The organism is Aquamicrobium terrae (assembly GCF_052978165.1).
Map to the genome: position 1 here is coordinate 596,802 of NZ_JBRKLZ010000002.1, position 26,729 is coordinate 623,530.

Below are 26,729 nucleotides of genomic sequence, written 5' to 3' on the forward strand. Positions count from 1 at the left end.
AGCTTGCGCACGGCCCGCTTCTTGCCCAACAATCCCGGTCATGCGGGAAGATCACGGCACCGGCGGCGAAAAGGCTCTCGACCAGGGCGAATGGCATTACATCATCGTCGGTGCCGGCTCGGCCGGCTGCGTGCTCGCCAACCGGCTGAGCGCCGATCCGAAAAACCGCGTGCTCTTGCTGGAGGCCGGCGGCACCGACAACTACCATTGGGTGCACATCCCGGTCGGCTATCTCTACTGCATCGGCAATCCGCGCACGGACTGGTGTTATCGCACGGTGGAGGAAAAGGGCCTCAACGGCCGCTCCCTGCTCTACCCGCGCGGCAAGGTGCTGGGCGGCTGCTCCTCCATCAACGGCATGATCTACATGCGCGGCCAGGCGCGCGACTACGATCGCTGGCGCCAGATGGGCAATCCCGGCTGGGGCTGGGACGATGTGCTGCCGCTGTTTCGCCGCTCGGAGGACCATTACCTCCACGACAACGAGAACCATGGACAGGGCGGGCCGCTGCGCGTCGAGCGCCAGCGCCTGAACTGGCCGATCCTTGACGCCGTCACCGAGGCGGCGGCCGAGCTGGGTGTTCCGGCCACCGATGATTTCAACGGCGGCAACAACGAAGGCGCCGGCTATTTCGAGGTGAACCAGAAAAACGGCGTGCGCTTCAGCGCTGCCCGCGCCTTCCTTAAGCCGGTGCGCGCGCGGCCCAATCTGCGCATCGTCACCCAGGCGACGGCCGAGCGCATCGTCTTCGACGGCAAGCGGGCGCAGGCGCTGCTTTATCGCGGCGCGGACGGACGGCTTTCCAGCGTCCATATCGGGCGTGAGCTGCTTTTGTCGGCCGGGGCGATCAACTCGCCACAGCTTTTGCAGCTTTCCGGCGTCGGCCCGGCGACGCTGCTCAGGGACAATGGCATTGAGGTGGCGCATGAACTGGCCGGCATCGGCGAGAATTTGCAGGACCATCTCCAGATCCGCACCGCCTTCCGCATCGAAGGCGCGCGCACGCTCAACGAGCGGCAGGCGAGCCTGTGGGGCAAGGCGGGCATCGCGCTGGAATATGCACTGAAGCGCTCCGGGCCGATGGCCATGGCGCCAAGCCAGTACGGCATTTTCATGCGCTCCGATCCGCGCTTCGACACGCCCAATATCGAGTTCCACATCCAGCCGCTGTCGCTGGAAGCATTCGGGGAGGCGCTGCATGCCTTTCCGGCGATCACCGTATCGGTGTGCAATCTGCGCCCCGAATCGCGCGGCCATGTACGCATCCAATCGGCCGACCCGCGCCAGGCGCCGCTGATCGCACCGAACTACCTGTCCACAGACGGCGACCGCGAGGTGGCGGTGCAATGCGTGCAGCAGGCCCGCCGGCTGATGGCGACGAAACGGATGAGCGAATTCCGGCCGCAGGAGTTCAAGCCCGGCGCGCACATCTCCACCCCGGAGGAGTTGTGGCGCGCCGCCGGCGACATCGCCACCACCATCTTCCATCCGGTCGGCACCGCCCGCATGGGCAGCGATGATGCTGCCGTGGTGGATCCTCAGCTTAGGGTGCGCGGGCTGGAGAGGCTGCGCGTGGTGGATGCTTCGATCATGCCGACCATCGTTTCGGGCAACACCCATGCGCCGACCGTCATGATCGCCGAAAAAGCGTCCGACATGATCCTCGCCACTGGGTGAATCCCACGCTTGTCCGGCACAGCAGCGGTGCACGGCCCTCCTTTCGGCACCGCCCGTCCTGCATGGAGATTTTTCCTAATCTTTGCGTTTCAGTTTATAATTTTCACGTATGTCATTATATTAAAATGGATTCGTGATTTCACGACTATGCGTTAGCTCACGGCTCCAACGATCCGGCTCGCGAATGCCGGGCGGGCGCGCAGCCGTTCGTAATAGGCGTTCAGATTGGTAAGGTCCGGCTTGTCGACGGGCAGCAGGAACCAGCGATGGACGGCCGGGCCTGCGGCAATGTCGGCAATGGTGAATGCATTTCCGGCCATATGCTGCGTAAGCCCGAGTTTCGCGTCAAGCTGGGTGAAGGCGCCGATGACCGTCGCGGTCATGGCATCGATGCCGTCGCCGCCGGCCTTCATCGTCTTGCGCAGGCGGGTGAGTGGCGGGGTCAGCGCGGTCGCGCTCCAATCCATCCACTTGTCGACAGTGGCGCGTCCGGACGGCGTATCCGGCCACAATTCGACGGCGCGGTACTGGCTGGCGATGTAGCGCAGCACGGCATTGGATTCCCACACTACCAGATCGCCGTCCACGACGGTCGGCACCTTGCCGTGCGGGTTCATGGCCAAATAGGCGGGTTCATCGTTGCCGCCGAACCTGCCGCCGCAGTCGATGCGCTCATATTCCATGCCGATTTCATCGAGCAGCCAGTAGACCTTGGCCGAGTTCGAGGAATCGGAACGCCCATAGACCTTCATCATTGCAGTGCCCTTTCGTTCATGGTTGTCCCGCCGTTGCCGTCATGAGGCCGCAAATGTCTTCGGCATGGTCGATCCCCATCAGGCCGGCGAACAGGCTGTGTGCGGCCACCTCGCCGTGCAGGTTCCGCGCGCAGTCGACGAACTTGGTTTCAAGCTCCGCGTCCGACATCGGGTTTTCCGGTCCGCGCCCAAAGCGGGTGGAGGCGGCTTCCTCCAGAACCGTACCGTCCTTGAGGGTCACGCGCACCCGGCCCAGATATTCATCTGGCTCCCGATGCGCGGCGGAGGTTACCAACCCGAGCATTTCCGCGGTTTCGCCGTCCTTCAGCCGGTCCTTGGTGAAATCGGAAAGACTGATGCGGCCGCCGAGCAATGCCTTGACGGTGAGATACTGGACGCTGAACTTGGCGTCGAGCCCGGTGCATGGCTGCGGCCGGTTCGTATGGACAAGCCGCCGCTCATGCGTCCAGGTCTCGATCCTGGCAATGCTGCGCGGGTCCAGCGGACCGTGACGCCTGAAGAGGGCGATCGCGGCATCGATGGCCGAATGGGCGCTGCCGCAGCACGGGTGCTGCTTGACTGAAAGACCCGGTTCCAGCACGGCGAGCGGAGCGTCTTCCAGCGCCTTTTCAGGGGAGAAGGTGCCGGCACCGTTGAAGACGTTGAAGAAACCGTAATTATGGTCGAAGGCATCGTGGTTGGCGCTCATGCCCCTGGCGACGGTGAGGGCCGCCAGCATGCCATTATGGGCGGCCTGGCCGACATGCAGCGGTTTCACCGGCGTGCCGAAATTCGCTTTCAGGCCGCCGGCCATGGAAACGGCGACTGCCAGCGTGGTGGCCATGCGTTCGTCGTCAAAGCCCAGCAGGCGGGCCGAGGCGGCGGCGGCGCCGAACACGCCGAGCGTGGCGGTCGGGTGCCAACCCTTGTCGTAGTGGTGGGGCATGATGGCGCGCGCCAGTCGCACCTCCACTTCCACACCGGCCAGATAGGCCTCGATCACCGCCCTGCCCGTCGCCTTGCGCTCCTGGGCCAGCGCCAGCACCGCCGGCACCACTGGGGCGGACGGATGGCCGGCCATGGCCGTGCTGCAATCGTCGAAGTCGAGTGCATGGGCGGCGGTGCCGTTGATGAGCGCTGCATGCAGGACCGAAAAGGCGCCCTTGCGACCGATGCAACTGGCCGTGCCCTGCGCTCCATCGGCGCCGATCACATTTGCCAGGCTGGCGATGAAACCGGTCCGGCTGCCGGCAATGGCCACGCCGATCGTATCGGCGATGGCGCGCCGGGCTACATAGGCGGCCTCGCCGGGAACAGCGTCCAGTCGGATTGCGTTGGCGCGCCGCGCCAGATCCATTGCGAAACTCATGCTTCAATCTCCCCGGTCAGGCAGTGTCAGGCGGCGGTGGTCGCTTCGATCTCGGCGGTCAGCCGACGCATGGAGGCGAGACCGTCGAGGTTCATGAGCATGTGGAACACGGAGCGCGTACCGGCTTCCGTCAGGGCGCGGCGTGCGCAATCGGCAAATTTCTGCTCCAGCATCTCGGCCGGCAGCGGCACTTCCGGCCCTCGCCCCAGCGGCGCGGCCACCGTCTCGGCCAATATGCGGCCGTCGCGCAGAGTCACGCGCACTTCCGCACCGTAGTCATTGGCGTCGTCGTCATGCGGCTGCATCTCGACCAGCCCCATCACGCGGGTGACGTTCGGATCGTGCAGAGCCCCCTCTTCGAAATGGTCGAGCGTGACGGCCCCGCCGAGCAGGCCGCGCGAGACCGCATAGGGCAGCGAGAACTTGGCGTTGAGGGCGCTGGTGGCCGGGTTGCGCACATGCGGCAGCAGCCGGCGCGGATGCATGCGCACCAGCACGGCGCTGACATCACCCGCGGCAAAGCCCCCCGCGCGGTGGAGGGCGATGGCGGCGTCAATGGCGCCGTGCACGCTGTAGACGCACGGATACTTCTTGATCGAGATGCCGGGCTGCAACAGGTCGAGCGGCTCGGCCCAGCCGGACAGCATGCGGGCGGCATCGTGGTTGCCCGGTCCGTTGAAAACGTCGAGGAAGCCCTGCGCATGTTCAAAGGCCACGGGCGAGGCTTCCACGCCCTCGCCTGCCATCAGCGCCGCGAACAGGCCGTTGCGGGCGGCGAGACCGGCATGCATCGGCTTGGTCGAGGTGCCGAAATTCGTCTTGGTACCTGAAGCGAGCGACGTGCACATGGCCAGCGCATGTGCCAGTTTCTCCTCATCGAGGCGCAGCATGTGGCCGGCGGCGGCCGCCGCGCCGAAGATGCCGAGCGTCGCGGTCGGGTGCCAGCCCTTCTCGTAATGATGGAAGTTGACGCCACGCGCGATGCGCGTCGCCGTCTCCACGCCGACGATATAGGCGTCGACGAATTCGCGCCCGCTGGCGTCGAGGGTTTCCGCCAGCGCCAGAAGCCCCGGCACGATGATGACGGTGGGGTGACCCGACAGCGATTTGCTGGTGTCGTCATAATCCAGCGCATGGCCGGAGGTGCCGTTGACGAAGGCCGCGTCGAGGCGGCCCAGCCGTCGACGCCGGCCCAGCACCAGGCAAGGACCGGAAACGAAGGCATCGGCCGACAGCACGGCCTCGGTGGTTTCGGTTTCGGCACCGAGCAACGCACAGCCAATCATGTCGGCAATGGCATTCTTGGCCCATTTCAGGGCCTGCGGGTCAAAGGCTGCGCAATCGAGCGCTACAGCGCGTTTGGCAATGTCCAGCGCAAGTGGCATGTCGGTCATACTCCGGCAATGGTCCCCAGCCCGGTAGCGGACGGCGGCAAGGCTCCGCCATGCGCTCCGCTGCGGATAAGGAGGGTCTGTTCGTGTGTGGGCAGATCGGTGCGGGAACGCGGTTCCCGCTTCCGCCGGAACTGCTAGTGCTTCAGGATCTGGTCGAGGAAGGTCCTGGTACGCTCGTGCCTCGGATTGCCGAAGAACTCGCCGGGCGGGCCCGACTCCACGATGCAGCCGTCCGCCATCAGCACCACATTGTCGGCCACGGTGCGGGCGAAGCCCATTTCGTGGGTGACCACGATCATGGTCATGCCGCTTTCGGCCAGCGTGATCATGACGTCGAGTACTTCCTTGATCATCTCCGGGTCCAGCGCCGAGGTCGGCTCGTCGAACAGCATGATCTCGGGCTGCATGCACAGCGAGCGGGCGATGGCGACGCGCTGCTGCTGGCCGCCGGAGAGCTGGAGCGGATATTTGTGGGCTTGCTCGGGAATGCGCACCTTCTCCAGGAAGTGCATGGCCAGTTTCTCGGCTTCGGCCTTCTTCATCTGACGCACCAGCGTCGGGCCGATGGTAAGATTCTCCATCACCGTCAGGTGCGGGAATAGGTTGAAGGACTGGAACACCATGCCGATATTGCGGCGGATGGTGTCGATGTTCTTCACATTGCTGTTCATCTCCACACCCTTGACGAAGATGTGGCCGCGCTGATGTTCCTCGAGCCGGTTGATGCAGCGGATCAAGGTCGATTTTCCCGACCCCGATGGACCACAGACGACCACCCGCTCACCCTTGGCGACATTGAGGTCGACTTCTTTCAGCACATGGAACTGGCCGTACCACTTGCTGACCTGCTGCATCTGGATGATCGGATCGCTCTGGCTGTCGATATGCATGGGAAAGATCCTTTTCTGGTCTCAGACGCGCCCCGCATCGGTCCATTTCTCGACCCGACGCGCATAAAGGGAGAGCGAATATCCGAAGGCGAAGTAGATGAAGGCCACGAACAGATAGGCCTCGATGTAGAAGGAGCGCCACAACGGGTCCTGCATCACGGCCGTGGTGGCGGTGAGGATGTCGAACAGGCCGATGATGATGACGAAGGAGGTGTTCTTCATCGCCGCGATGATATGGTTGGTGATGGCCGGCAGGCTGATGCGGATCGCCTGCGGCAGGATGATGCGGCGTGTCGTCTGCCAATAGGTGAGGTTGAGCGAGGCGGCCGCCTCGTACTGGCCGCGCGGGATCGCCTGCAGGCCGCCGCGGATCACCTCCGCCTGATAGCAGGCGAAGAAGACGGCGATGCCGACCACGATGCGCAGCAGCTTGTTGATCTCCATGCCGGCGGGCAGGAACAGCGGGAAGATGTTGACCGCCACGAACAGGATGGTGATGAGCGGCACGCCGCGCAGTGTTTCGATGAAGATCACCGACGCGCCACGGGCGACCGGCAGATGCGAGCGGCGGCCGAGCGCGAGGATGACGGCCACCGGCATGCCGAACAGCACAGTGCCGGAAAACAGGATGATGGTGAGCGGCAGGCCGCCCCACTCCGAGGTCGGCACGTAGCGCAGGCCGAAGACACCACCGAAGATCAGCACCGTCATCGCGGCGAACGATACGATCCACAGGGGGATCAGCAAGCGGCGGTTCCATAAGGCCGGCGTCAGCGAGACGACCACCGTCACCAGATAGATGGCGATGAACAGCACCAGCCGCCAATGTTCGTCATAGGGGTAGAGGCCGAACAGGATCGGGCGGTGTTTCTCCGCGATCACGGCCCAGCAGGCGCCGGCCGCCTGCTTGCACACTTCCGGATCGGTCGTGTACCAGACCGCGTCGAGCACGCCCCAACGCAACAGGAAGCTGCCGACCTTGAGCACGAGCACCGCGATGACGAGGGTGCACAGGGTCTGCGCCACGCCACCGAACAGGTTGATGCGAGCCCAGTTTGCCCAGCTCTGGCGTCCGTCGAACGGCAGTTGTGAAACGGGGGGCGAAATCTGCTGGATTGCCGACATCTAGCGCTCCTTGATCGCGACGGCGCGGTTGTAGAAATTCATCAGGCTCGAGGTGACCACCGAGATGATCAGGTAGACGACCATCATGATGGCGATGGCCTCGACGGCCTGGCCGGTCTGGTTCATGACCGTGTTGCCGACATTGACGAGGTCGGGATAGCCGACGACCACGGCGATCGAGCTGTTCTTGGACAGGCTGACATACTGGCTGGTGAGCGGCGGTACGATCACCCGCAGCGCCTGCGGCATGACGATGTAGCGCATGATGAAGCGCGGCCTGAGCGAGATCGAGCGCGCCGCCTCGGTCTGCCCCCTCGGCACCGACTTGATGCCGGCCCGCACGATCTCGGCGATGAAGCCCGACGAATACATGGAGATGCCGAGCAGCAGGGCCGTGAACTCGGGGCTGACATTCATGCCGCCGGCGAAATTGAAGCCCTTGCGCAGGGGGATGTTCATCTCGCTCGGCATGCCGGCGAAGAGCCAGACCAGCAGGGGAAGGCCGATCATCGCGGCGAGGCCGATCCACAGCGTCTCGACATATTTGCCGGTCCGTTCACGGTGCCGGCGGGCCCAGCGGGAGAAGACGATGGAGAAGACGATCGCCACGACGAAGGCGGCAAACATCCACGTATAGGCCGGATTGCCGACCGGCACCGGCACGGTGAGGCCGCGGTTGGAAAGGAATGCCACGCCACCCATCTCGATGGCGCCGCGCGGGCTCGGCAGGTTGCGGATGACCACCGACCAGAAGATGACCTGCAGGATGACGGGAATATTGCGCACCACCTCGATATAGCCGGTGGCGAGCTTGGCCAGGGGCCAGTTGCGCGAGGTGCGCGCAATGCCGATTGCGAAGCCCAGCACGGTTGCCAGCACGATGCCGGCCGCCGTGACCACGAGGGTGTTGAGCAGGCCGACGAGAATCGCCCTGCCATAGGTGTCGCGCGCCGAATAGGCGATCAGCCGCTCGCCGATCTCGAACTGGGAAACCTGGTCCAGGAAGCGGAAGCCGGTGGCGATGTTCTGCGCCGCCAGGTTCGCGACCACGTTGGAATAGAGATAGTAGCCAAGCAGGCCGATGAAGCCCGCAAGCAGGACCTGATAGGCCAGGGACCTGAAGCCCTGGCTGTTCAGCAGGTCGGCCATGGACCGGCCGGGCCGCTGCTGCGAGCCGGTAGTGGTTGGTACGCTGGTCACTGTCTCTCCCTCGGTGCGTTCCTGCGGCACCGCTCCCCGCGGCCGCCGGCGGATGGCCGCCGATGCAGCCACTCCAGTGAACGGACGTTCATAGGCAAAATGAGGGCGGGTCCGATGGGCAAGACCCACCCCTTGGCGCGACCTTGCCGCGCCGTCGAACGGTTATTGGATCGGGAAACCGTAGAGGATGCCGCCGTCGCTCCACAGGCGGTTCAGGTCGCGGTCAAGCGCGATCGGCGACTTGGGTCCGAAGTGGCGTTCATAGATGTCCGCATAATTGCCGACCTGGCTGATGACGTTGTAGCCCCACTTGTCGTCGAGACCCAGCTTCTGGCCATAGTCGCCGATGACGCCGAGCAGCGACTGGATGTCCGGGTCCTGCGACTTCATCTGCTCCTCGACATTGGCCTGGCCGACGCCCAGTTCCTCGGCGTTGAAGGTGGCGTAGATCACCCACTTGACGATGTCGTACCACTCGTCATCGCCCTGGCGCACGGCCATGGCCAGCGGCTCCTTGGAATAGATGCCCGGCAGCAGCATATGCGCCTCGGGATCCTGGGTGTCATAGGCGCGCACGCCCGGCAGCGCGGCCTTGTCCTTGGTCAGCACGTCGCATCGGCCGGTCACATAGGCATCGACGAGCTGCTTGTTGTTCTCGATGACCACCGGCGTATAGCTGAGGTTACGGGCGGCGAAGATCTGCGCCACGTTGCGCTCGGTAGTGCTGCCGGGGGCCATGCAGATGGTGGCGCCGTCGAGGTCCTCGATCTTCTCGACGCCCGCATCCTTGCGCACCATGAAACCGGTGCCGGTGTAGAAGATCGGCGGAGCGAAGTTCAGGCCGAGTGCGGTGTCGCGGGTCAGCGTCGCGGTGACGTTGCGAGCCAGCACATCGACCTCGCCCGACTGGATGGCGGGGAAACGCTGCTGGGACGACAGGGCCACGAAACGCACCTTGGCGGCATCGCCGAACACGGCGGAGGCCAGCGCGTGGCAATAGTCGACCTCAAAGCCGGCCCAGGTGCCCTTGCTGTCCGGCGCGGCGAAGCCGTGGCGGGCAGGATGCACGCCACACAGGATCTCCCCGCGCTCACGGATCTGCTTGAGCGTATCGCCGTTCGCGGCATGGGTCGCCTCGACTGTGGGCAGTAGGCCCGCAAGCAGCAGGCTCCCCGAGAAAATCAGCTTCTTCAACATTCCGTCGTTCCTTCCCTACCTCTGGCTCTTTTTGCCGCTGGATGAAGCGGGTTCCCCGCAAGCTATTGGAAACATGTAGATTGACATATAGCAATGCTTTTGTATACCAATGTTTTCACTTGCATGCAACGGATCAAATTGCACCGGTAGCGGAAAGTGCGGCAGGCGGGCGAAACGCCCGGAGCCGCCGCGCCCGGCAGCAGGAGCGGAAAGGCAAAGAATGAAGAGCGAATATCGGCCCGACACCATCGTCACCCATGCCGGGCGCGATCCTGCCGCCCATCACGGCGCGGTCAGCGTTCCCGTCTACAGGGCCTCCACCATCCTGTTGCCCACGCTGGAAATGCTCGACAACAAGGAGAGCCTGCGCCTGCGCTACGGACGGCGCGGAACCCCGACCACGCATGCGCTCGAAGACGCCATCTGCGCATTGGAAAACAGCGACCGTGCGCTTCTGGCGCCGTCCGGCGTCATGGCCATCAGTGTCGTCCTGATGAGCTATGCCGAGCCCGGCGCGCATGTTCTGGTCACCGACAGCGCCTATGGGCCTACCCGCAAGTTCTGCGAATCGGTGCTCAGGAAGATGGGCGTCACCACCACCTATTACGACCCTGCCGCCGGTGAGGATATCGAGGCCCTTATCCGGCCCGAGACGCGGCTGATCTGGATGGAATCCCCCGGTTCCCAGACCTTCGAAATCCAGGATGTGGCGACCATCGCTCGCGTCGCCCGCAGCCGCGGCATTGTGACCGTGATCGACAACACCTGGAGCGGCGGCTATTTCTTTAAGCCCCTCGACCATGGCGTCGACATTTCCATACAGGCCGGCACCAAATATATCTCCGGCCATTCCGACCTGATGCTGGGCACCATCGCCTGCCGGGCGAGCGAATATGAGCGGCTGCGCGAAACCTATCTGCGCTTCGGCGTCTGCATCGGCTCCGACGACGCTTATCTGGCCCTGCGTGGCCTGCGCACCCTTGCCGTGCGCATGCGCCAGCATCATGTGGCCGGCCTGGAGGTAGCGCAGTGGCTTCAGCAACAGGACGAGGTCGTGCAGGTGCTGCATCCCGGCCTGCCCGACAATCCATACCACAATCTGTGGAAGAACTATTTCGGCGGCGCCTCGGGCCTGTTCGGCTTCATCATCCGCGAAACCGACCGCAAGCGGCTGGCCCGCATGTTCGACGGCTTCAGCCTGTTCGGCATGGGCTCGAGCTGGGGCGGCTTCGAAAGCCTGATGACGCCGTCCAACCCCTCAGTCTACCGCACTGTCACTAGCTGGGCACCGAACGGGCAGACTGTGCGCATCCATGTCGGACTGGAGGACCCCAGGAATCTGATCGCCGAGATAAGGGCCGGCTTCGACAGGCTGGGTTGAAACCATGGTCCTTTGCCCACGCATCGGTGGCCGCCCATGAAGCTGACGCTCGACACATTCGAGGCCGGCAATTCGCCCTTCGATACGCTGCTGTCCGCGATCGAGCGCGGCGAACTGCCGCCGGGCTCGCGTCTGCGCGAAACGGAGCTGGCCGAGATGTTCGGCATGAGCCGCACGCCGGTGCGCGAGGCGCTGCACCGCTTGCAGGCCATGGGCCTGGCCGTGCCGGGCGCGCGGCGTGGCCTCATCATTGCCGAACTCGACTACGAGCAGTTGCGCCAGCTCTTTTCGGTACGCGAGCGGCTGGAAGGCATGGCAGCCTATTTCGCCGCGCTGAATGCCTTGCCGCCGGAGATCGAACTGCTCCAGAGCATGGTCGCGCATGATGCCGGAATCACCGAGGGCGATGTGCTGCGCGACCGCAACAAGGTCTTCCACCGCCAGATCTGCCGTGCCTCGCACAATGCCTATCTGGTCGAGATGCTGGAGAACCTGCGCATCCACCAGAGCCTTTTGCGCGGCACCACCTACCGCACCGGCGACCGCATCGGCACGGCGCAGGCCGAGCATGCCGAGATCGTCGCCGCCATTGCCCGTCGAGACGCCGATGGTGCCGAGAAGGCCGCGCGCAACCACATCGCGAACGGCTATCGCGTTCGCATTGCGCATCTGTCCGACGGTCGCGCAAACGGTTGAAGGGCCGACGGGGCTCCGCCGCCTCTCCCTGCCCCGGGGCTTTCACGCCTCGCCCACTGCGCCTTTCCATGCACGCCATTCCCATTTTCAAGCCATTGGGGCGGCGGGGATAAGGGCGGCACCAATCGTTACAAGCATAAATATACATTTGTGTACAAAAGTTCTTGAATTGGCGAATGCAGGCGGTAAAGCTGCTTTTCACGTTCCTGCGCCGGGCATGCCGTTGGCAGTGCCGGCCCGGGATGGTCGATCACTCTGGAGTCCACCCGCATGACCGAACAGGCCCGGGAGCAGCACCGCTCCGACAAGCTCGCAGATTTCATTTCCACCGCCGGCCGTCGGGCATTGCCTGCGGACGTGAAGGAGGTCGCCCGCCAGGCGCTGGCGGATTACCTTGCCGTCTCGGTGGCCGGCCATGAGGACGGCGCCGTCAAGGCGCTGCGCAAGCTGGCGGCGGGGTGGGGCATGAACGGCGGCGCCCGGGTCTTCCTCGGGCCGCGCAGCCAGCCGGCGGTGGCAGCGCTCATCAATGGCACCATGACGCACGCCATGGACCTCGACGACGTACACTATGCCGGCGGCGGGCATCCGAGCGGCCCCTGCTGGTCGGCGGCGCTTTGCCTTTCGGAACATCACGGCGCGTCCGAGGAAACCGCTCTTGCCGCCTTCGTCACCGGATACGAGGTCATGGCCCGGCTGGGTGGCGGCGGACAGAACGGCGTCGGCCGCACGCTCCAGCATCTCGGCTTCCATCCCACTTCCATGTTCGGCCGGGCCGGCGCGGCGGCGAGCGCCGGCGTGGTTCTAGGCCTCAACCGGCAGGAGGCCGCCTATGCGCTGGGCGTGGCAGCCACCACCGCAGGCGGCCTGGTGGGCTCCTTCGGCACCCATTCCAAGCCCTTCCATGCCGGCAAGGCCGCAATGGACGGCATCATGGCCGCGGAGATGGCGAAGGCCGGCTTCGTCGCCGCCACCGACCTCTACGAGGTCGACAAGGGCCTGCTGCCTTCGTATTTGCGTGACGCCAGCTATGAACTTCCGGAGTTGGATTTCGACCGTCAATGGTACGTTCTGGGCAACGGCTACAAGCGCTTCGCAAGTTGTCGCGCCACCCATGCGGCGGCTGAAGCCGCGCAGGGCGTGAAGGACAGGATCGGCAACCGCACAGTCACCAAAATCACCGCCTATGTGAACCCGATCGCCCTGATCGCTGCCGGCAACCCGGCGCCCAGGACAGGCCTGGAGGCGCGTTTCAGCACCTATTGCTGCATCGCCATGGGTCTGGCCGGCTACCGGCTGAGCGCCTTCGACTTCACCGACGACATGCTGGCGAACCCGGTCGTCGCCGACCTGCTGCCGAAGATCGAGTGCATCCCGGTCAAGGGTCAGTCGGAAGTCGCCGCCCGGCTGGTGATCGAGCTGTCCGACGGCCAGCAGGTGGAGGGCAATGTCGACATCGTGCTCGGCCATCCCGATAAGCCGATGAGCTGGGACGACATCCATGACAAGTTCAAGGGCCTGACCGAACCCGTGCTGGGCGAAAGCGCGGCCGCGCAACTGTTCGAGCTGGCCCGAAACTTCGGCGCCGCAGACGGCTCCATCGCCGCCATATCGGCGCTTCTGGCCGAACGCGAGCGGGTGGCTGCCTAGCTTCCCGCTTCTCCCGCATTGCCACTGCCGCATTGTGCAAATGTCGGCAACGGCACTTGGCCGTCGGTTCCGATCTCTGTATCAGGGTTGAAGGGGCAGGATTTTTCGCACCCGACAAGAAGACCGGCATGGCAATCCGCCAAGGCGGCCGCCGCGGGGATGAAAATGCTGGAGGAGGGTTGTGGAAGATGGCACCGCGCACCAGGACAGGTAACCGTCCGAAGGACCAGGCTTCGGAGGCGAGGTCCGAGCCCCATGCCATGAGCTCCGGCGATCTCACCACTGAAGTCTACCACAAGGTCCGCGACGCCATCCGCAGGGGTGTTCTGTCAATCGGCGAGCGCGTCACCGAGGCCGAGCTTGCGGCGCGTTTCGGTGTCTCGCGCACACCGGTGCGTGACGCCATCATACGCCTCGAGGCGGACGGGCTGCTCACCAACGAGCCGCGGCGCGGGCTCATCATCACCGATCTCAGCCATCAGCAGACGGTCGAGCTCTATTTCATGCGCGAAGTTCTGGAAGGGGCCGCGGCACGACTGGCGGCGCAGAGCGCCAGCGACATCGAACTGCGCACCATCGCCGAAATCGCCGAATCCGAAGCCGCGCACGAGAACGATTTCGCCGAGCTTGGCGAGATCAACCTGAAATTCCACCAGATGATCGTGCTTGCCGCCCACAACCGCTATCTCCTGCGCAGCCTGGGCCAGCTTTCGGTGACGATGTCGCTGCTGCCCAGCCTGCTGTCGCGCGGCAACCGCGCGGCGATGGCAAGCGCCGAGCACCGGGCCATCGTGACGGCCCTGCTCGCCCGCGATAGCGACGCCGCCGAGGCCGCCGCGCGCCAGCATGTGCGCTCCTCCCTCCAGCACCGCATGCTGCTCAACATCAAGGATGCCTGACTTTTTCAGGAGCGGATCGCGGCCGCGACATGGGTGGCCAGATCCCAGAACGGCCCGACCACCAGATTGTTGATCAGCATGCGCACGAGGTGAAAGCCCAGCACCAGCGGCACCGCGACCTCCAGCGTCGCTGCGGTGATCACCATTTCCGGCGTGCCGCCCGGCGCAAGCCCGAGGACCACGGCCTCCGCCGGCAGGCCCGACAAGGCGGCGAGCCCCATCGCGACGGCGGACAGAAGCACCACCATCAGCAGGGATGAGGCGAGCGAGGCCAGCGCCAGTCGGCGGCTGCCGAGCAGGAACTGCCGTGTCAGCTTGACGCCGAGCCCGGCACCCATGCCGACCTGAGCGGCATTGGTCATCCATTGCGGAAAGCCGGACGGCGCATGCCATAGCACGGTGATCGCCATGGAGCACAGCAACGGGCCGATCAGCCATGGATTGGCGGCCTTGAGCCTGCCGAGGGCCAGCGCCACGCCAACGCCGAGCACCAGCAACAGGGCGATGCCCGGCCAGTAGACGGCCAGCGGCTCGGGATGAAAGGCGCTGGCGCCCTGCGGATTGCCGAGCAGCGCCACTGCCGGAGGGATGGTCAGTACCACGACGACCATGCGGACGGTCTGGGCGAAGGCGACAGGCGGCACTTCCGCACCGGCCCGCTCGGCCAGCACCGGCATGACGGCGATGCCACCCGGGACGGCACAGAAATAGCTGGTGTTCAGGCTGAGGCCGGCCATCCTGGCAAACAGCGGGGTCAGCGCCAGCCCGCACATCACGGTGATGACGCCGGCGCCGGCGATGGTCGGCAGCGAAGACAGCACCGCGGCGAGTACCGGCGGCGTGAAGCCGACGCCGAAGCTGGCACCCAGCACCACCATGGCCATCGGCCTTGTATGCGCCGGCAGCGACACCGGCTTAGACCACACCAGCACGGCAGCGGCCACCATGGCCCCGATGGTCCAGGCCAGCGGCACATGCAACAGGGAAAAAACGTAGCCGCCGAGCGAGGCGACGGCCAGCGTCAGGAGAATCTGCATCGGGAGTGTTCCCTGTTCATAATGCCGGCATCAGGCGCGCACCGTGCCGGTCCTCCCGGCCTGGAGGAGCCTACGCCCACCGCTGATGCGGCTGCTGCCCGCCGCCCGGATTTAGCGAAAGTCGATCCGATCTGAAAGGGACATGTCACGCTGCCCGGCCGACCTCGTTGAGCGGGCGGGCGAGAACCCTGCCCTCGAACAGGCGGCGCGCGGTGCGCAGGATACCGGCCAGAAGCTTGCCGTCCCGCAGCCGTAGCCTCACATCGATCTGGCCGCTCGGATGCTCGAGGGCCAAAACCGCCGGCAGGTCGCGCATGCCGATGAGGCGCGACGCCACGGTTCCTTCCGTCACGCAGGCGGTGGCGATGCCGACGGCGCCGGTGGTGGCGAGCGCAGGGTGGCAATCCTGCGGCATGAAATAGCGCACGGCCAGATCTCCACCCTTGGCCGGGCGGGCGATAAGCACCGGCTTGGGGATGACCTGGCCGCCCACGTCGCCCAGCCCCATGCGTCGGCCGGCCTCTACCCGCAATGCGTCCAGCCGGGCAATCAGCGCCGCGTCGGCGTTGAGTTCGGCGGGGGTCTCGTGACCTGTGAGGCCCAGCGCCTGCGCTTCCAGGAGCATCATCGGCATGGCGCAATCGATGCAGGTGACCTCGATGCCGTCGATGACCTCGCTGGGGTGGCCGGTGGGCAAAAGCTTGCCGGTGCGTGCGCCGGCCGCATCCATGAAGGTCAGGGCGATGGGCGCCGCCCTGCCCGGCACGCCGTCGATCGCCGCCTCGCCGAGATAGGATACCTGGCCGTTGGGCGTCGGGATTTCGGCCTCGATGATCTTGCGCGTGTTCACATTGTGAATGCGGATCACGGTCGTGCCCTGCCGCACGCGGACAAGACCGGCCTCGGCCGCAAACGGCCCGACGGCGGCCAGCATGTTGCCGCAGTTCGGCGAGGTGTCGACGACGCCCCGGTCCGGGCGCACCTGGGCGAACAGATAGTCGACATCCGCACCCGGCACGCTCGACGGACGGACGATGGCCACCTTGCTGGTCACCGGATTACCGCCGCCGATGCCGTCAATCTGCAAGGGATGCCCGCTGCCCATCACCGACAGCAGAATCTGATCGCGTTCCTGCGGATCTTCTGGAAGGTCGGACGCCAGGAAGAATGCCCCTTTCGAGGTGCCGCCCCTCATCATGACACAAGGAATGGAGAACAGGTCATTCATGCGTAGGTTCCGCAGTATTTATGTGATATTATTATCAGTTACGATTTTTATTCCATTTATCGGATAAAAATTGATATGAGAAATGCCGAGATTTGCGGAGTTAATGCGCAATGAGCATCAATTGTGAGATACTGGATCTGCGTGCCTTTCTGGCCGTCCTGGAGCTGGAGAGCTTCCACCGTGCCGCCGAGGCGCTGCACATCTCCCAGCCGGCGCTGAGCCGCCGCATCCAGAAGCTGGAAGCGGCGATCGGGGCGCCGCTTCTGGAGCGCACCACCCGCCATGTCGCGGCCACGGCGCTCGGCGCTGAACTGGTGCCGCTGGTGCGGCGCATGCTGGAGGAGTTCGACGGCTCGCTGTTCGCGGTTCGTGATCCGGGTGTCAATCGCGGTGGGCTCGTCACCATCGCCTGCCTGCCGACGGCGGCCTTCTATTTCCTGCCCACCGTCATTCGCCAGTTCAACAACGAGCATCCCAACATCCGCTTCCGCATCCTCGACCTGCCGGCCACCGACGGCCTGCAGGCGGTGGCGCGCGGGGAGGTCGAGTTCGGCATCAACATCATGGGCACGGCCGACCCCGACCTGATCTTCGACAAGCTTGTCGAGGACCCCTTCGTGCTGGCCGCGCGCAATGACCATCCGCTGGCCGCGCGCGCGGAAGTCGACTGGTCGGAACTGGAGCCGCACCGGCTGATTACCGTGCACCGCTCCAGCGGCAACCGGACCCTGCTCGACGCCGCCCTTGCCCGCTCCAACATCAAACTGCGCTGGTTCTACGAGGTGACGCACCTGTCGACGTCGCTGGGGCTGGTCGAGGCGGGACTGGGGATCTCGGTGCTGCCCAAGACGGCCACGCCGCTCGGGGACCACCCCTTCCTTGTCACCCGCCCGATCCGCAATCCCGAGGTCTCACGCACGATCGGGATCGTGCGCCGCCGTGGCGCCATCCTTTCGCCGGCAGCCGAACGCTTCCTGCAAATGCTGATCGGCACCTGGCGGCACGACTGACCGATGCGCGTCGAACGCTCTAACCGCCAGATAGCTGTCAGGCGACCCGCAGCACCGATTGCGGCTCGGCCATCTCGTAGCCCAGCGCCTCCGCCACGGCGGCATTTGTGATGCGGCCCTTGTGCAGGTTGAGCCCGTTGCGCAGATGCGGATCATCGAGAATCGCCTTCAGGCCCTTGTCGGCCAGTTGCAGCCCGTGGTGCAGCGTGGCGTTGTTCAGCGCATGGGTCGAGGTGACGGGCACCGCCCCCGGCATGTTGGCGACACAATAATGGATCACGCCGTCGACCTCGTAGGTCGGCTCGGCATGGGTCGTGGGATGCGAGGTCTCGAAGCAGCCGCCCTGGTCGATCGCCACATCGACCAGCACCGCGCCATTCTTCATGCCGGACAGCATCTCGCGGCTGACCAGCTTGGGTGCCGCGGCGCCTGGGATCAGCACCGCGCCGACCACCATGTCGGCCGAGAAGCACTCCTCCTCCAAAGCCTCGACGGTCGAGAAGCGGGTGTGCACGCGGCCGTTGAAGAGGTCGTCCAGCTGGCGCAGACGCGGGATCGAGCGGTCGATGATGGTGACGTCCGCTCCGAGCCCGGCTGCCATTCGGGCGGCCTGGAGCCCGACCACGCCGCCGCCGAGGACCGTCACCTTGCCGGGTGCCACGCCCGGCACCCCGCCCAGCAGCACGCCGCGGCCGCCATTGGGCTTCTGCAAGGCCGTCGCGCCGGCCTGGATGGCGAGGCGGCCGGCCACTTCCGACATCGGCGCGAGCAAGGGCAGGCCGCCGCGCTCGTCGGTTACCGTCTCGTAGGCCACTGCGGTGACGCCGGAGGCCAGCAGGCCCTTGGCCTGCGCCGGATCGGGAGCGAGGTGGAGATAGGTGTAGAGGATCTGGCCTTCGTGCAACTGCGCCCATTCGCCCGGCTGCGGCTCCTTGACCTTCACGATCATGTCCGAGCGGGCATAGACCTCCTCGGCGGTCGCGGCGATATGGGCGCCGGCGGCGCGATAGGCATTGTCGTCTGCGCCGATGCCGATACCGGCGCCGGTTTCCACCAGCACCTCGTGGCCGTGCGCCACATATTCGCGCGCCGAAGCCGGCGTCAGCCCGACGCGATATTCGTGGTTCTTGATCTCTTTGGGGCACCCGACGCGCATAAGCTTTTCCTCCCGTCACTCTCCCCTCGCCGCGAAGTAAAACACCGTGAAGGCCGCATGTCCAACGCGACGCGCGACGAGACACCGGCTGTTTGCATATGCAAATAGGCTCCCGGAAAACCTCGGAAAAGGGGAAATCCGCAGCTATCATGCAGGGCCCCCGCCGGCGCAAGGCGCCCTGGGCAGACCGATGAAATTTCTACCGCGTGGCGGGTGATGGAATTTAAGAACCGCTGAACACGATGCGGAAACGTTAAGCGCACCCTCGCGTGAGGATGGTCGCCCAGGCAACCATCAGGCAACCCGTACGTTGGGAAGACGACTGCGGGCTGCGTCAATCGGGCATGGCGGTAAGGTGAATGGCATGGTTTTCCCGATTTCCCCTGCTGGCCAACGAAGCGGCAGACGAGCGCCTGTCCCGCCCGGCCCGCAGTTTTGTTGCCCAGCTAAGGAACCGCTTTCGCCTTCGGCCGTTCATGGCCTCGATGGAAACGCTGGCGCAAGAGTTCGGCCATGACACATGGCTTCCCTTTCCGGTCATCGCGGCGCGGCTGCTTCTGGCGGCTGTTCTCGGTGCGGTCGTGGGCATGGAACGGGAGTGGCGGAACCAGCCCGCCGGCCTGCGCACCCACATCCTGATCTGCCTCGCGACGGCGGCCATCGCCATCCTCACCATCGAGATCACCCATGTGGAGGACTTCGACGGACAGGAAATCCGGATCGATCCGATCCGGCTGATCGAGGCGACGACCGCCGGGGTGGCGTTCCTCGCCGCCGGCCTGATCTTCTTCGCCAGAGGCGAGGTTCACGGCCTTACAACAGGCGCGGGCATGTGGCTGGCCGGTGCGATCGGCCTCGCCGTCGGGTTGGGGTTTTGGCAGATCGCCAGCTTCGCCACCCTGCTCGCGGTGATCGTGCTCGGCCTCCTGCACATCGCCCAGCGGCACAAGCAGCCGGATGAAAAAGAAACCCGCCCGGCAAAGCCGGACGGGTCCGATAGGGGTGCCGCTTCCTAAAGCGTTTCTGCTTTTTCCTCGTATCGCCCTCCCCCTCCGGGTTTTGTTTTGACGCCTGATCCCGAAAAGCCTGCACTTTCGGGATCATGCTCCAGGATCAGTCGAGCCAAGTCTGACGACCGTACCAGTCATCGACATCGCGCCGCACGCGATCCTTTTCCAGCCCGTAGCGCTCCTGGATCTTGCCTTCGAGCTGGTCGCGCTTGCCGGCAATGACATCCAGATCGTCGTCTGTGAGCTTGCCCCACTGTTCCTTGACCTTGCCCTTGATCTGCTTCCAGTTTCCTTCGACGCGGTTCCAATCCATGTCTGGCCTCCTTGATTTCAGTCACAGGAAGGAAACGCATCAATGGCCAAATGGTTCGCGAACTCTCCGCGCGGATCGCCTGCATCCGGAAGGACTCCGCCCCCGCGCCCTAGTAGCCGCGCCGAGGGTTGACCAGATGCAACGGTTCCCTGCCCGCCCCAACCCGGCGGATGCTCTCGGCCACGTCGCGGGCGGCGGTTTCCGGCACGGTGATGCTCGCCAGATGCGGCGTGATCAGCACATTGTCCATCTCCCAGAATGGGTGATCCGCCGGCAGCGGCTCGGTCCAGAACACGTCGAGCGTCGCCCCGCCGAGGTGACCGCTCTGCAGGGCCTCGATCAGCGCCGGCTCGTCCACCACGGGGCCGCGCGAGGCGTTGACGAACTTGGCGTCCTGCTGCAGGGCGGCAAACACGGATTCGTCGATCAGGCCACGCGTCTCCGCCGTCAAAGGCAGCATGTTGACCAGAACCTCGACCTCGGAAAGGAAACTATCGCGTTCCGAGTTGGAATAGCAGCGCACGCCGGCGATCTCCTTTGGCGCATGGTCCCAGCCGGACACGTCGAAGCCGGCTTCGGCCAGCGCCGCCGCAGCGGCCGCGCCGAGATGGCCGAGCCCCATGACGCCCACCTTGATGCGGTGGAGCGGGCGCGGATGAATATAGCGCCATTGGCGCAGGCGCTTGGCCTCCTCGAAGGCTGGGATGTCGCGCGCATAGCGGATGACCGAAAACAGCACATAGCTGCGCATCAGCGTTACCATGCCGGGATCGGACAGGCGCGCGATCGGCACGTCGGGCAGGTCGGCCCGGCCGGCAAGGGAATCGATGCCGGCGCCCAGATTGACGACGAGCTCGAGGTTGGCGAACGGCGCGAAGAAGCCGGGAAACGGCTTCCAGGCCAGCACGTAGCGGATGTCCGCGGGGTCGCCGACCTCGGGATAGACGCGGAAATCGAGGTCCGGCAGTTCCGCCTTCAGCGCCTCCTCCCACTCCTGCGGATCGTCGAATTCGCTGTAGAACAGCAGGGCGCCGGAGCGGGCATCGAGGGCCGGCTTGGCGCCGGAAAGAACATTGGTCTGGTTCATGTCATGCATCCTGTCGAAAGGCCGGTGTTTCGTGGCAAGGCCGCGAAAAAAGCGCGAGCGGCCCCTGCCCTGCCGTCACGGGCATCGTGACGGCAGGGTTTGCTAGCAAGGGCGGCCGGGTTACTTCATCAGCAGGTTGGGAAGCGTCGTGGAGATTGCCGGGAAACACACCAGCAGCAGCAGGAAGCCGAACAGCGCCAGCAAGAAGGGCGTGTTGGCCCGCACCACCTTCAGCACGTCCTCCTGCCCTATTCGGGCCGCCACAAGCAGGGCAAGGGCCACCGGCGGCGTGATCTGCCCGATGATGACGGTGACGACCATCAATATGCCGAAGTGAACGAGGTCCACATCCAGTGCCAGCAGCGTCGGCAGAAGGATCGGCATGATCATCGGGATCAGCGGATCAAGCACCATGCCGGCGACGATTGCCAATCCGAGCAGCACGAGGATCTGCGGAATGGTGGACTCGAAGGGGAACAGGTACTGCAACCCTTCCGCCAGGGCGATCGGCACCCTTGCCTGCGACAGGGCCCAGCCGAGTGCTGTCGAGAAACCGACGACGATCAGCACCTCGCCGGTGAGGATGGCCGCGTCGACCATGACCTCCTTGAGCTGGCGCAGGTTCAGCGTCCTGTAGACGAGCATCGACAGGACCAGCGCATAGGCGACGGCGAACGCGCCCGCCTCGGACGGGGTGCAGATGCCCAGCACCAGCCCGCCGAAGATCAGGGTTGGCATGCCGAGCGGCAGCACGGCGCGGCGGAAGGTGCGCACCAGTTCCTGCCAGGCGAAGCCCTGCATCGGCTTCCAGCCGTGGCGGCGCGCCAGAATACCGACCGTCAGCATCAGCACCAGCGTCATTACCAGACCGGGCACCACCCCGGCCAGGAACAGCGCTCCGAGCGAGGTGCCGGTGACCGCCGAATAGAGGATCATCGGCGAGCTTGGAGGCACGAGGATGCCGATGCCGGACGCGGTCGCGGTCAGCGCCGCCGAGAACGGTCCCGGATAGCCCTCCTCCTTCATCTTGGGAATGACGACGGAGCCGACGCCGGCCAGGTCGGCCACCGAGGTTCCGATCATGCCGCCGAACATCAGGCTGACGGCGACGTTGACATGGGCAAGGCCGCCGCGCAGCCAGCCGAACATGGCGCTGGCGAAGGCGAACAGCCGGTCGGCGATGCCGCCGGCGTTCATCAGCCCGCCGGCAAGGATGAACAGCGGCAGGGTGATCAGGATATAGTCACTGATGCCGGAGATCGTCTGCTGCGGGAAGGACAGCGCCCAGCCGCCGCTGATGCCGAGAAACACCAGCACAGAGGCGGCGAGCGCGATGACCACCGGCACGCCGGCCAGCGCCAGCACGCACAGGGTCAGGATCGTTGCAACTGCAAGCCATAACATGTCCGTTTCTCCTCAGCGCCGGCGCAGGTTTGCGGCAAGCGCGATGGTCACGCCCACGGTGGTGAACAACAGGCCGCCGATCACCCACCCCTTGGGGATGCGCAGCACGGGCGTCAGGTCCTTGCCGAACACCATGAGATATTGCCAGGTCAGCCAGCTGAAAATGGCCATGACCCCGATCGAGAACAGCGTGCAGCCAATCATCAGCATGCGCGCCGCCCGCGGCGGAAGCGGACCCGTGAGGATGTCGCACGAGATCAGGGCCCCGCGCATGGTGGCGATCACCATGCCTGCGGCGCCGAGCCATACCAGCATGTTGATGACCAGTTCCTCCGTCCAGGGCAGCGGCATGTTGAGAACATAGCGGCTGAGCGCGTTGCCGAGGACCAGCAGCGTCGTCACGCCCAGAAGCAGGACGGCCAGCCATTCCATGCAGGCATTGACGAACCCTCGCGGCTTCACCTTTTCGGCCTCGCCTGGAATATCGATTCCAATTCCCTGTATGTCGCTCATCCGGCACCTCCCGGCTCATCGGCTTCTAGCCCTGCGAACAGCCGCCCGTAGCCCGGTTTCGCTCCCTTTACGCCCGCCACTTTCAGGCTGTGCCAGAACGAGGCTTGGACGGCGGAGATCACCGGCTTGCCGAGTGCCGTCTCCAGCGCCTCGATGGCGCCGACCGACCTGAAATTGGTGCAGCTTATGAACACGGCTGTGGCGTCGGGATGATCGATGTCCATGACCATGTCGTAGACCTGCTCCAGCGGCACCTCGGCCAGCGCCTGATCCTTGTCGATGCCGAGGTTGCGGTGACGCAGCACCTTGTGCCCGTTTTCCTCCAGGAAGCGGATGGCGCGCGCATGCACGCCGTCCACATAGGGCGTGGCCAGCACCACCGGGCCGGCCTTCACCTGCGCCAACGCCGCAAGGCTCGCGGTGGAGGCTGTGGTGATGTGCGGCCCCGGTGCCCAGGTTTGCAGCTTCCGGGTCAACGCCACGTCATAGGCCGTTCCATGCAGGAAGGAGGCGCTGGTTCCGCCGAAGCACAGCACGTCGATGGGGGCCGAGCCGAGTAGGCGCGCGGCCTGCTCCAGTTCCGGCGCGTTCATCATCTCCTCGATGCCCTCGACGGTCACCTTGGGCAGCCTGATGCGCGTGGTGTGGACCGAGACGCCCTCGGCCGCCATCGCCCACATCTCGGCCTCCATGACCACGCTGGAGGCCATGAAGATCAGTCCGATCCGGGCCAGCGAGCCATCGCCGTCGTAGCGGAAGCGGGGATGATGCCCGCTTGCGGTCCTTTGTAACAACTGGGTGTTCACTTCACGATCTCCAGCGCCTTGTTCATGAATTCGGGCGTGACGATGTTGGCGAGCTTTTCCGCAACCGGCTCGGCCGCCGCCTGGAACGCGGCGGGATCGATGGTGTTGATCTCAACGCCGGCGGCCTTGAACTCGTCGATCAGCTTGGTGTCGCTCTCGTCGGAAAGCTGGCGGGTTTTCTCGCCTGCCTTGCGCGCGGCATCCTTCAGCTTGGCCTGCAATTCGGGGCTGAGTGCGTCCCAGGCGCTGCCGTTCATGGTCAGGATGATCGGCGTGTAGACGTGATTGGTGATGGAAATGTACTTCTGCACTTCGAACAGCGAAAATTCCTTGATCACCGACAGCGGGTTTTCCTGCCCGTCCAGCGCGCCCTGCCGGAGCGCCACATAGGCTTCGCCGAGCGGCATGGGCGTCGGCGCCGCGCCAAGCGCACTGAAGGCGACGATGCGTCCCTCGTTGCTGGGCGTGCGCAGCTTCAGGCCCTTCAGGTCCTCCGGTTTGGCGATCGGCTTGACATTGTTGCTGATCACCCGAAAGCCCAGCTCACCATAGCCGAGCACTTCCAGGTTGACCGTCTCGCGCAGCGACTCGGCCAGCAACGTCCCCAGTTCGCCATCCATGGCGGCGCGGGCAGTAGCCTTGTCCTTGAGCAGGAACGGCATGTCGAAGACCGCGAACTTGCTGTCCAGCGCCACGATGTCGGACCCCATGGAGACGACCTCGACCTGGCCGGCGCGGATCAGCTCGGCCAGGGCGTTCTCGTCACCGAGCGCGCCGCCCTCGAAATATTCGATCGCCACCTCGTCGCCCGCCGCGGCCTGAAGTTCGTCGCGGAACGCGCCCAGCATGACATTGGTCGGGTCGCGGCCCGTTGTCTCGACCGCGAGGCGCAACCGGGTCTGGGCGTCGGCGCCGGCGGTGAACCCGATGACGAGGCCGATGGCGGCCAGCGCCGCAAGCTTGTATTTTCCGAGCATGTCTTTCCTCCCGTTTCTCCAGATATGAAATTCAGTCATTCGCGACGCCGCCCCAGAGGCAGCGCCCGGATTTTGCCTAATCATCAGGCCGGATGCCCGAAATTACGGCAGTGATGTTGCCCTAAATCTTTCTGAAATGCCCATATCGCAGCCATTTCCCCTTTGGTAGCCGGCGACATGCCATCGTTCACCCTCGAGGAGATCATCATCTTTGGACGATTCACCTCATTGATTTCTTGTATTGACTTGATCACAGGATCGGCATCAATAAAAATACTTTTACCCCATGATCAAGATAGGTATTGCCTATGCATCTCTCCCTGCGCACGCTGAACTACATCGTCACCACCGCCGACACCGGCTCCGTGACCGAGGCTGCGCGTCGGCTCAACGTCTCCCAGCCCTCCATCTCGGCGGCGATCGGCCATATGGAGGAGCAGCTCGGGGCCCAGATCTTCGTGCGCCATCATGCCCGCGGCGTGACCCTGACCGTGGCCGGCCGGCGCGTCGTCAAGGATGCCAGACTTCTGCTCAACCATGCACGTGATTTCGGACAGAGCATCATGTCGCTGGGCGACGGCTTGTCCGGCGAGATCACGGTCGGCAGCTTCGTCACGCTGGCCACACGCTTCATGCCCGGTCTGCTTGCCGAGTTCGCCCAGCGCGTTCCCGGCATCTCTGTCAATCTGGAGGAAGGCAACCAGCAGGAAATTCTCGACGGGCTGGTTTCGGGGCGCATGGAGACGGCGCTGGCCTATTCCTACGCCCTGACCGACGAGGTGGTCGGCGAGGTGCTGGCCGAACTGCCGCCCTATGTGCTGGTGGCGGCCGATCATCCGCTGGCCGGGCGCAGCTCGGTGAGGCTGCGGGAGCTGGCCGACGAGCCCTTCATCCTGCTCGACCTGCCGCATTCGCGCGAATATTTCTTCAGCCTGTTCCTGGCCTGCAAGATCGAGCCTCGCATCGTCTACCGCACCCGCTCCTACGAGCTGATCCGCGGGCTCGTCGGCCACGGTCATGGCTACACCATCCACAACGCCGTGCCGGGCACCACCTTCGGCTATGACGGCTCGCGCATCGCGGTGCTGCCGATCGAGGACCGGCTGGCGCCCGTCCACGTGATGAGCCTGAGCCTGCGCCGCCAGACCATGCGCCCGGCGGCCCGGATGTTTGCCGATTATCTGAAGGAAGCGTTCGCCCCGGGAGGGCTGTTCGGCACGCCGCCGGCGCGCCCGTGACGACAGCCGGCCGGCGCAGTCTCCGGCACGTTGCCGAAAGCGCTGCGCCGGGACCGTCATCGGATCACCGTCCCGTGACGGCGGCCGCCAGCTTGCGGAACTTGGAGCGGATCACCGCCATCATGATCTTGACCATGTTGAGCTCGTTGGGCGGCGCGGGCTGCCGCACCGGCGGCGGAACGGCAGCGGGACCGTCCGTGCCATCCACGGCAACGACGGCCTCCTGTGCATCCGCCACGGGGCTGGCGGCATTGAGCTGGCCTTCGAGATTGCGGGCGAACTCGCGGCAGATCTGCTCGGCCACCGCCTCGACGATGCCGCCGCGCGCGAACTGCGCCAGCGAGCCCGACAGCGTGTAGTCCACTGCCACATCCACGTTGGTGGCGGCCCCGCCATTGGCTTCGGTCAGCGTATAGACCACGTTGCCCTTGGCGCGGGAGGCATGGCTCTTGTCGATGCCGGCACCGATGATCTTGCCGGTATAGGAGGCCTCGTCCGCCTCGATATCGACCTCGCCGCCGAAATCGGCCTTCACCGGGCCGAGCTTCACCGTCATGCGTCCTTTCGCCTTGGTCGGCGAAGACTGTTCGGTCAGGGCCGCGCCGGGTATGCACTGCACGACGTTCGGCAAATCCTGGAAGCGCGCCCAGACCATGGCGCGCGGATGGTTGACGGTGAAGTTCTGCTTCAACTCAGGCATTTCAACTGCTCCTTCT

General features: G+C 65.0%; 25 protein-coding genes. 8 read left to right on the top strand and 17 right to left on the bottom strand.

All coding sequences use genetic code 11. The annotated features are described in order from the left end of the window. Positions 1 to 40: 40 nt before the first annotated feature. A complete protein-coding gene (locus tag ACVCNR_RS20050) occupies positions 41 to 1,678 on the top strand; it encodes a GMC family oxidoreductase (RefSeq protein ID WP_447076211.1) in 1,638 nt (545 codons plus the stop codon). A gap of 152 nt (positions 1,679 to 1,830) precedes the next feature. Here ACVCNR_RS20050 and ACVCNR_RS20055 read toward each other — a convergent pair whose 3' ends face one another. From ACVCNR_RS20055 to ACVCNR_RS20085, 7 genes are all read right to left on the bottom strand, one after another. Next, complete coding sequence (locus ACVCNR_RS20055) at positions 1,831 to 2,433, bottom strand: glutathione S-transferase family protein (protein ID WP_447076212.1); 603 nt, start codon at positions 2,431 to 2,433, stop codon at positions 1,831 to 1,833. Positions 2,434 to 2,449: 16 nt separating this feature from the next. Next, positions 2,450 to 3,802 (bottom strand): MmgE/PrpD family protein, encoded by a 1,353-nt coding sequence (locus ACVCNR_RS20060; RefSeq protein ID WP_447076213.1) that lies wholly within the window; start codon positions 3,800 to 3,802, stop codon positions 2,450 to 2,452. A 26-nt stretch (positions 3,803 to 3,828) separates the two neighbouring features. Beyond that, positions 3,829 to 5,187, bottom strand: coding sequence for an MmgE/PrpD family protein (locus tag ACVCNR_RS20065; protein ID WP_447076214.1), 1,359 nt, complete (start codon positions 5,185 to 5,187; stop codon positions 3,829 to 3,831). 143 nt (positions 5,188 to 5,330) lie between these two features. Then, entirely contained in the window at positions 5,331 to 6,086 is a 756-nt protein-coding gene (locus ACVCNR_RS20070; protein ID WP_354193654.1) for an amino acid ABC transporter ATP-binding protein, read from the bottom strand. Positions 6,087 to 6,107: 21 nt separating this feature from the next. Continuing rightward, a complete protein-coding gene (locus ACVCNR_RS20075; protein ID WP_447076215.1) occupies positions 6,108 to 7,211 on the bottom strand; it encodes an amino acid ABC transporter permease in 1,104 nt (367 codons plus the stop codon). After that, entirely contained in the window at positions 7,212 to 8,360 is a 1,149-nt protein-coding gene (locus tag ACVCNR_RS20080; RefSeq protein WP_447076671.1) for an amino acid ABC transporter permease, read from the bottom strand. A 213-nt stretch (positions 8,361 to 8,573) separates the two neighbouring features. Further along, positions 8,574 to 9,608 (bottom strand): amino acid ABC transporter substrate-binding protein, encoded by a 1,035-nt coding sequence (locus ACVCNR_RS20085; protein ID WP_447076216.1) that lies wholly within the window; start codon positions 9,606 to 9,608, stop codon positions 8,574 to 8,576. Positions 9,609 to 9,828: 220 nt separating this feature from the next. Between ACVCNR_RS20085 and metC the strand changes: the two genes are divergently transcribed. The 4 genes from metC to ACVCNR_RS20105 all read left to right on the top strand — a co-directional run bounded on the left by metC (position 9,829) and on the right by ACVCNR_RS20105 (position 14,234). After that, complete coding sequence (gene metC, locus ACVCNR_RS20090; protein ID WP_447076217.1) at positions 9,829 to 10,989, top strand: cystathionine beta-lyase; 1,161 nt, start codon at positions 9,829 to 9,831, stop codon at positions 10,987 to 10,989. A gap of 36 nt (positions 10,990 to 11,025) precedes the next feature. Further along, positions 11,026 to 11,685 carry a GntR family transcriptional regulator gene (locus ACVCNR_RS20095; protein WP_354193649.1) on the top strand — a complete coding sequence of 220 codons (660 nt, stop codon included), beginning with the start codon at positions 11,026 to 11,028 and terminating at the stop codon, positions 11,683 to 11,685. A gap of 270 nt (positions 11,686 to 11,955) precedes the next feature. After that, positions 11,956 to 13,335: an MmgE/PrpD family protein gene (locus tag ACVCNR_RS20100; protein WP_447076218.1), complete on the top strand. Its 1,380-nt coding sequence runs from the start codon at positions 11,956 to 11,958 to the stop codon at positions 13,333 to 13,335. A 188-nt stretch (positions 13,336 to 13,523) separates the two neighbouring features. Continuing rightward, a complete protein-coding gene (locus tag ACVCNR_RS20105; protein ID WP_354193647.1) occupies positions 13,524 to 14,234 on the top strand; it encodes a GntR family transcriptional regulator in 711 nt (236 codons plus the stop codon). A 5-nt stretch (positions 14,235 to 14,239) separates the two neighbouring features. On the opposite strand, the gene ACVCNR_RS20110 is transcribed toward ACVCNR_RS20105, so the two are convergent. Beyond that, on the bottom strand, positions 14,240 to 15,271 hold the full coding sequence (locus tag ACVCNR_RS20110; protein WP_447076219.1) for an AbrB family protein: 1,032 nt from the start codon (positions 15,269 to 15,271) through the stop codon (positions 14,240 to 14,242). A gap of 145 nt (positions 15,272 to 15,416) precedes the next feature. Further along, positions 15,417 to 16,499 (bottom strand): 4-oxalomesaconate tautomerase, encoded by a 1,083-nt coding sequence (locus tag ACVCNR_RS20115; protein ID WP_447076220.1) that lies wholly within the window; start codon positions 16,497 to 16,499, stop codon positions 15,417 to 15,419. Between the two features lie 110 nt (positions 16,500 to 16,609). Here ACVCNR_RS20115 and ACVCNR_RS20120 point away from each other — a divergent pair, with 110 nt between their 5' ends. Continuing rightward, a complete protein-coding gene (locus ACVCNR_RS20120; protein ID WP_447076221.1) occupies positions 16,610 to 17,509 on the top strand; it encodes a LysR family transcriptional regulator in 900 nt (299 codons plus the stop codon). Positions 17,510 to 17,546: 37 nt separating this feature from the next. On the opposite strand, the gene ald is transcribed toward ACVCNR_RS20120, so the two are convergent. Beyond that, positions 17,547 to 18,665: an alanine dehydrogenase gene (ald, locus tag ACVCNR_RS20125; RefSeq protein WP_447076222.1), complete on the bottom strand. Its 1,119-nt coding sequence runs from the start codon at positions 18,663 to 18,665 to the stop codon at positions 17,547 to 17,549. Positions 18,666 to 19,150: 485 nt separating this feature from the next. Between ald and ACVCNR_RS20130 the strand changes: the two genes are divergently transcribed. Then, the gene (locus tag ACVCNR_RS20130) at positions 19,151 to 19,681 is read left to right on the top strand and encodes an MgtC/SapB family protein (protein WP_447076672.1); all 531 of its coding nucleotides are present in this window, start codon (positions 19,151 to 19,153) and stop codon (positions 19,679 to 19,681) included. Between the two features lie 97 nt (positions 19,682 to 19,778). Here the strand turns inward: ACVCNR_RS20130 and ACVCNR_RS20135 are convergent, their stop codons facing one another. From ACVCNR_RS20135 to ACVCNR_RS20160, 6 genes are all read right to left on the bottom strand, one after another. Beyond that, positions 19,779 to 19,988, bottom strand: a complete 210-nt coding sequence (locus ACVCNR_RS20135; RefSeq protein WP_354193642.1) for a CsbD family protein — start codon at positions 19,986 to 19,988, stop codon at positions 19,779 to 19,781. Between the two features lie 109 nt (positions 19,989 to 20,097). Then, positions 20,098 to 21,075 (bottom strand): 2-hydroxyacid dehydrogenase, encoded by a 978-nt coding sequence (locus tag ACVCNR_RS20140; RefSeq protein WP_447076223.1) that lies wholly within the window; start codon positions 21,073 to 21,075, stop codon positions 20,098 to 20,100. Positions 21,076 to 21,195: 120 nt separating this feature from the next. Further along, positions 21,196 to 22,479: a TRAP transporter large permease gene (locus tag ACVCNR_RS20145; protein WP_447076224.1), complete on the bottom strand. Its 1,284-nt coding sequence runs from the start codon at positions 22,477 to 22,479 to the stop codon at positions 21,196 to 21,198. A 12-nt stretch (positions 22,480 to 22,491) separates the two neighbouring features. Continuing rightward, positions 22,492 to 22,992, bottom strand: a complete 501-nt coding sequence (locus ACVCNR_RS20150; protein WP_354193639.1) for a TRAP transporter small permease — start codon at positions 22,990 to 22,992, stop codon at positions 22,492 to 22,494. Continuing rightward, positions 22,989 to 23,798, bottom strand: a complete 810-nt coding sequence (locus tag ACVCNR_RS20155) for a maleate cis-trans isomerase family protein (protein WP_447076225.1) — start codon at positions 23,796 to 23,798, stop codon at positions 22,989 to 22,991. The genes ACVCNR_RS20150 and ACVCNR_RS20155 overlap by 4 nt, the downstream gene beginning before the upstream one ends. Beyond that, positions 23,795 to 24,775, bottom strand: a complete 981-nt coding sequence (locus tag ACVCNR_RS20160; RefSeq protein ID WP_354193637.1) for a TRAP transporter substrate-binding protein — start codon at positions 24,773 to 24,775, stop codon at positions 23,795 to 23,797. Before ACVCNR_RS20160 ends, ACVCNR_RS20155 begins: the two co-directional genes overlap by 4 nt. 308 nt (positions 24,776 to 25,083) lie before the next feature. Between ACVCNR_RS20160 and ACVCNR_RS20165 the strand changes: the two genes are divergently transcribed. Next, entirely contained in the window at positions 25,084 to 26,013 is a 930-nt protein-coding gene (locus ACVCNR_RS20165) for a LysR family transcriptional regulator (protein WP_354193636.1), read from the top strand. Between the two features lie 64 nt (positions 26,014 to 26,077). Here the strand turns inward: ACVCNR_RS20165 and ACVCNR_RS20170 are convergent, their stop codons facing one another. After that, positions 26,078 to 26,713, bottom strand: a complete 636-nt coding sequence (locus ACVCNR_RS20170; RefSeq protein WP_354193635.1) for an SRPBCC family protein — start codon at positions 26,711 to 26,713, stop codon at positions 26,078 to 26,080. Between the last annotated feature and the right edge of the window lie 16 nt (positions 26,714 to 26,729).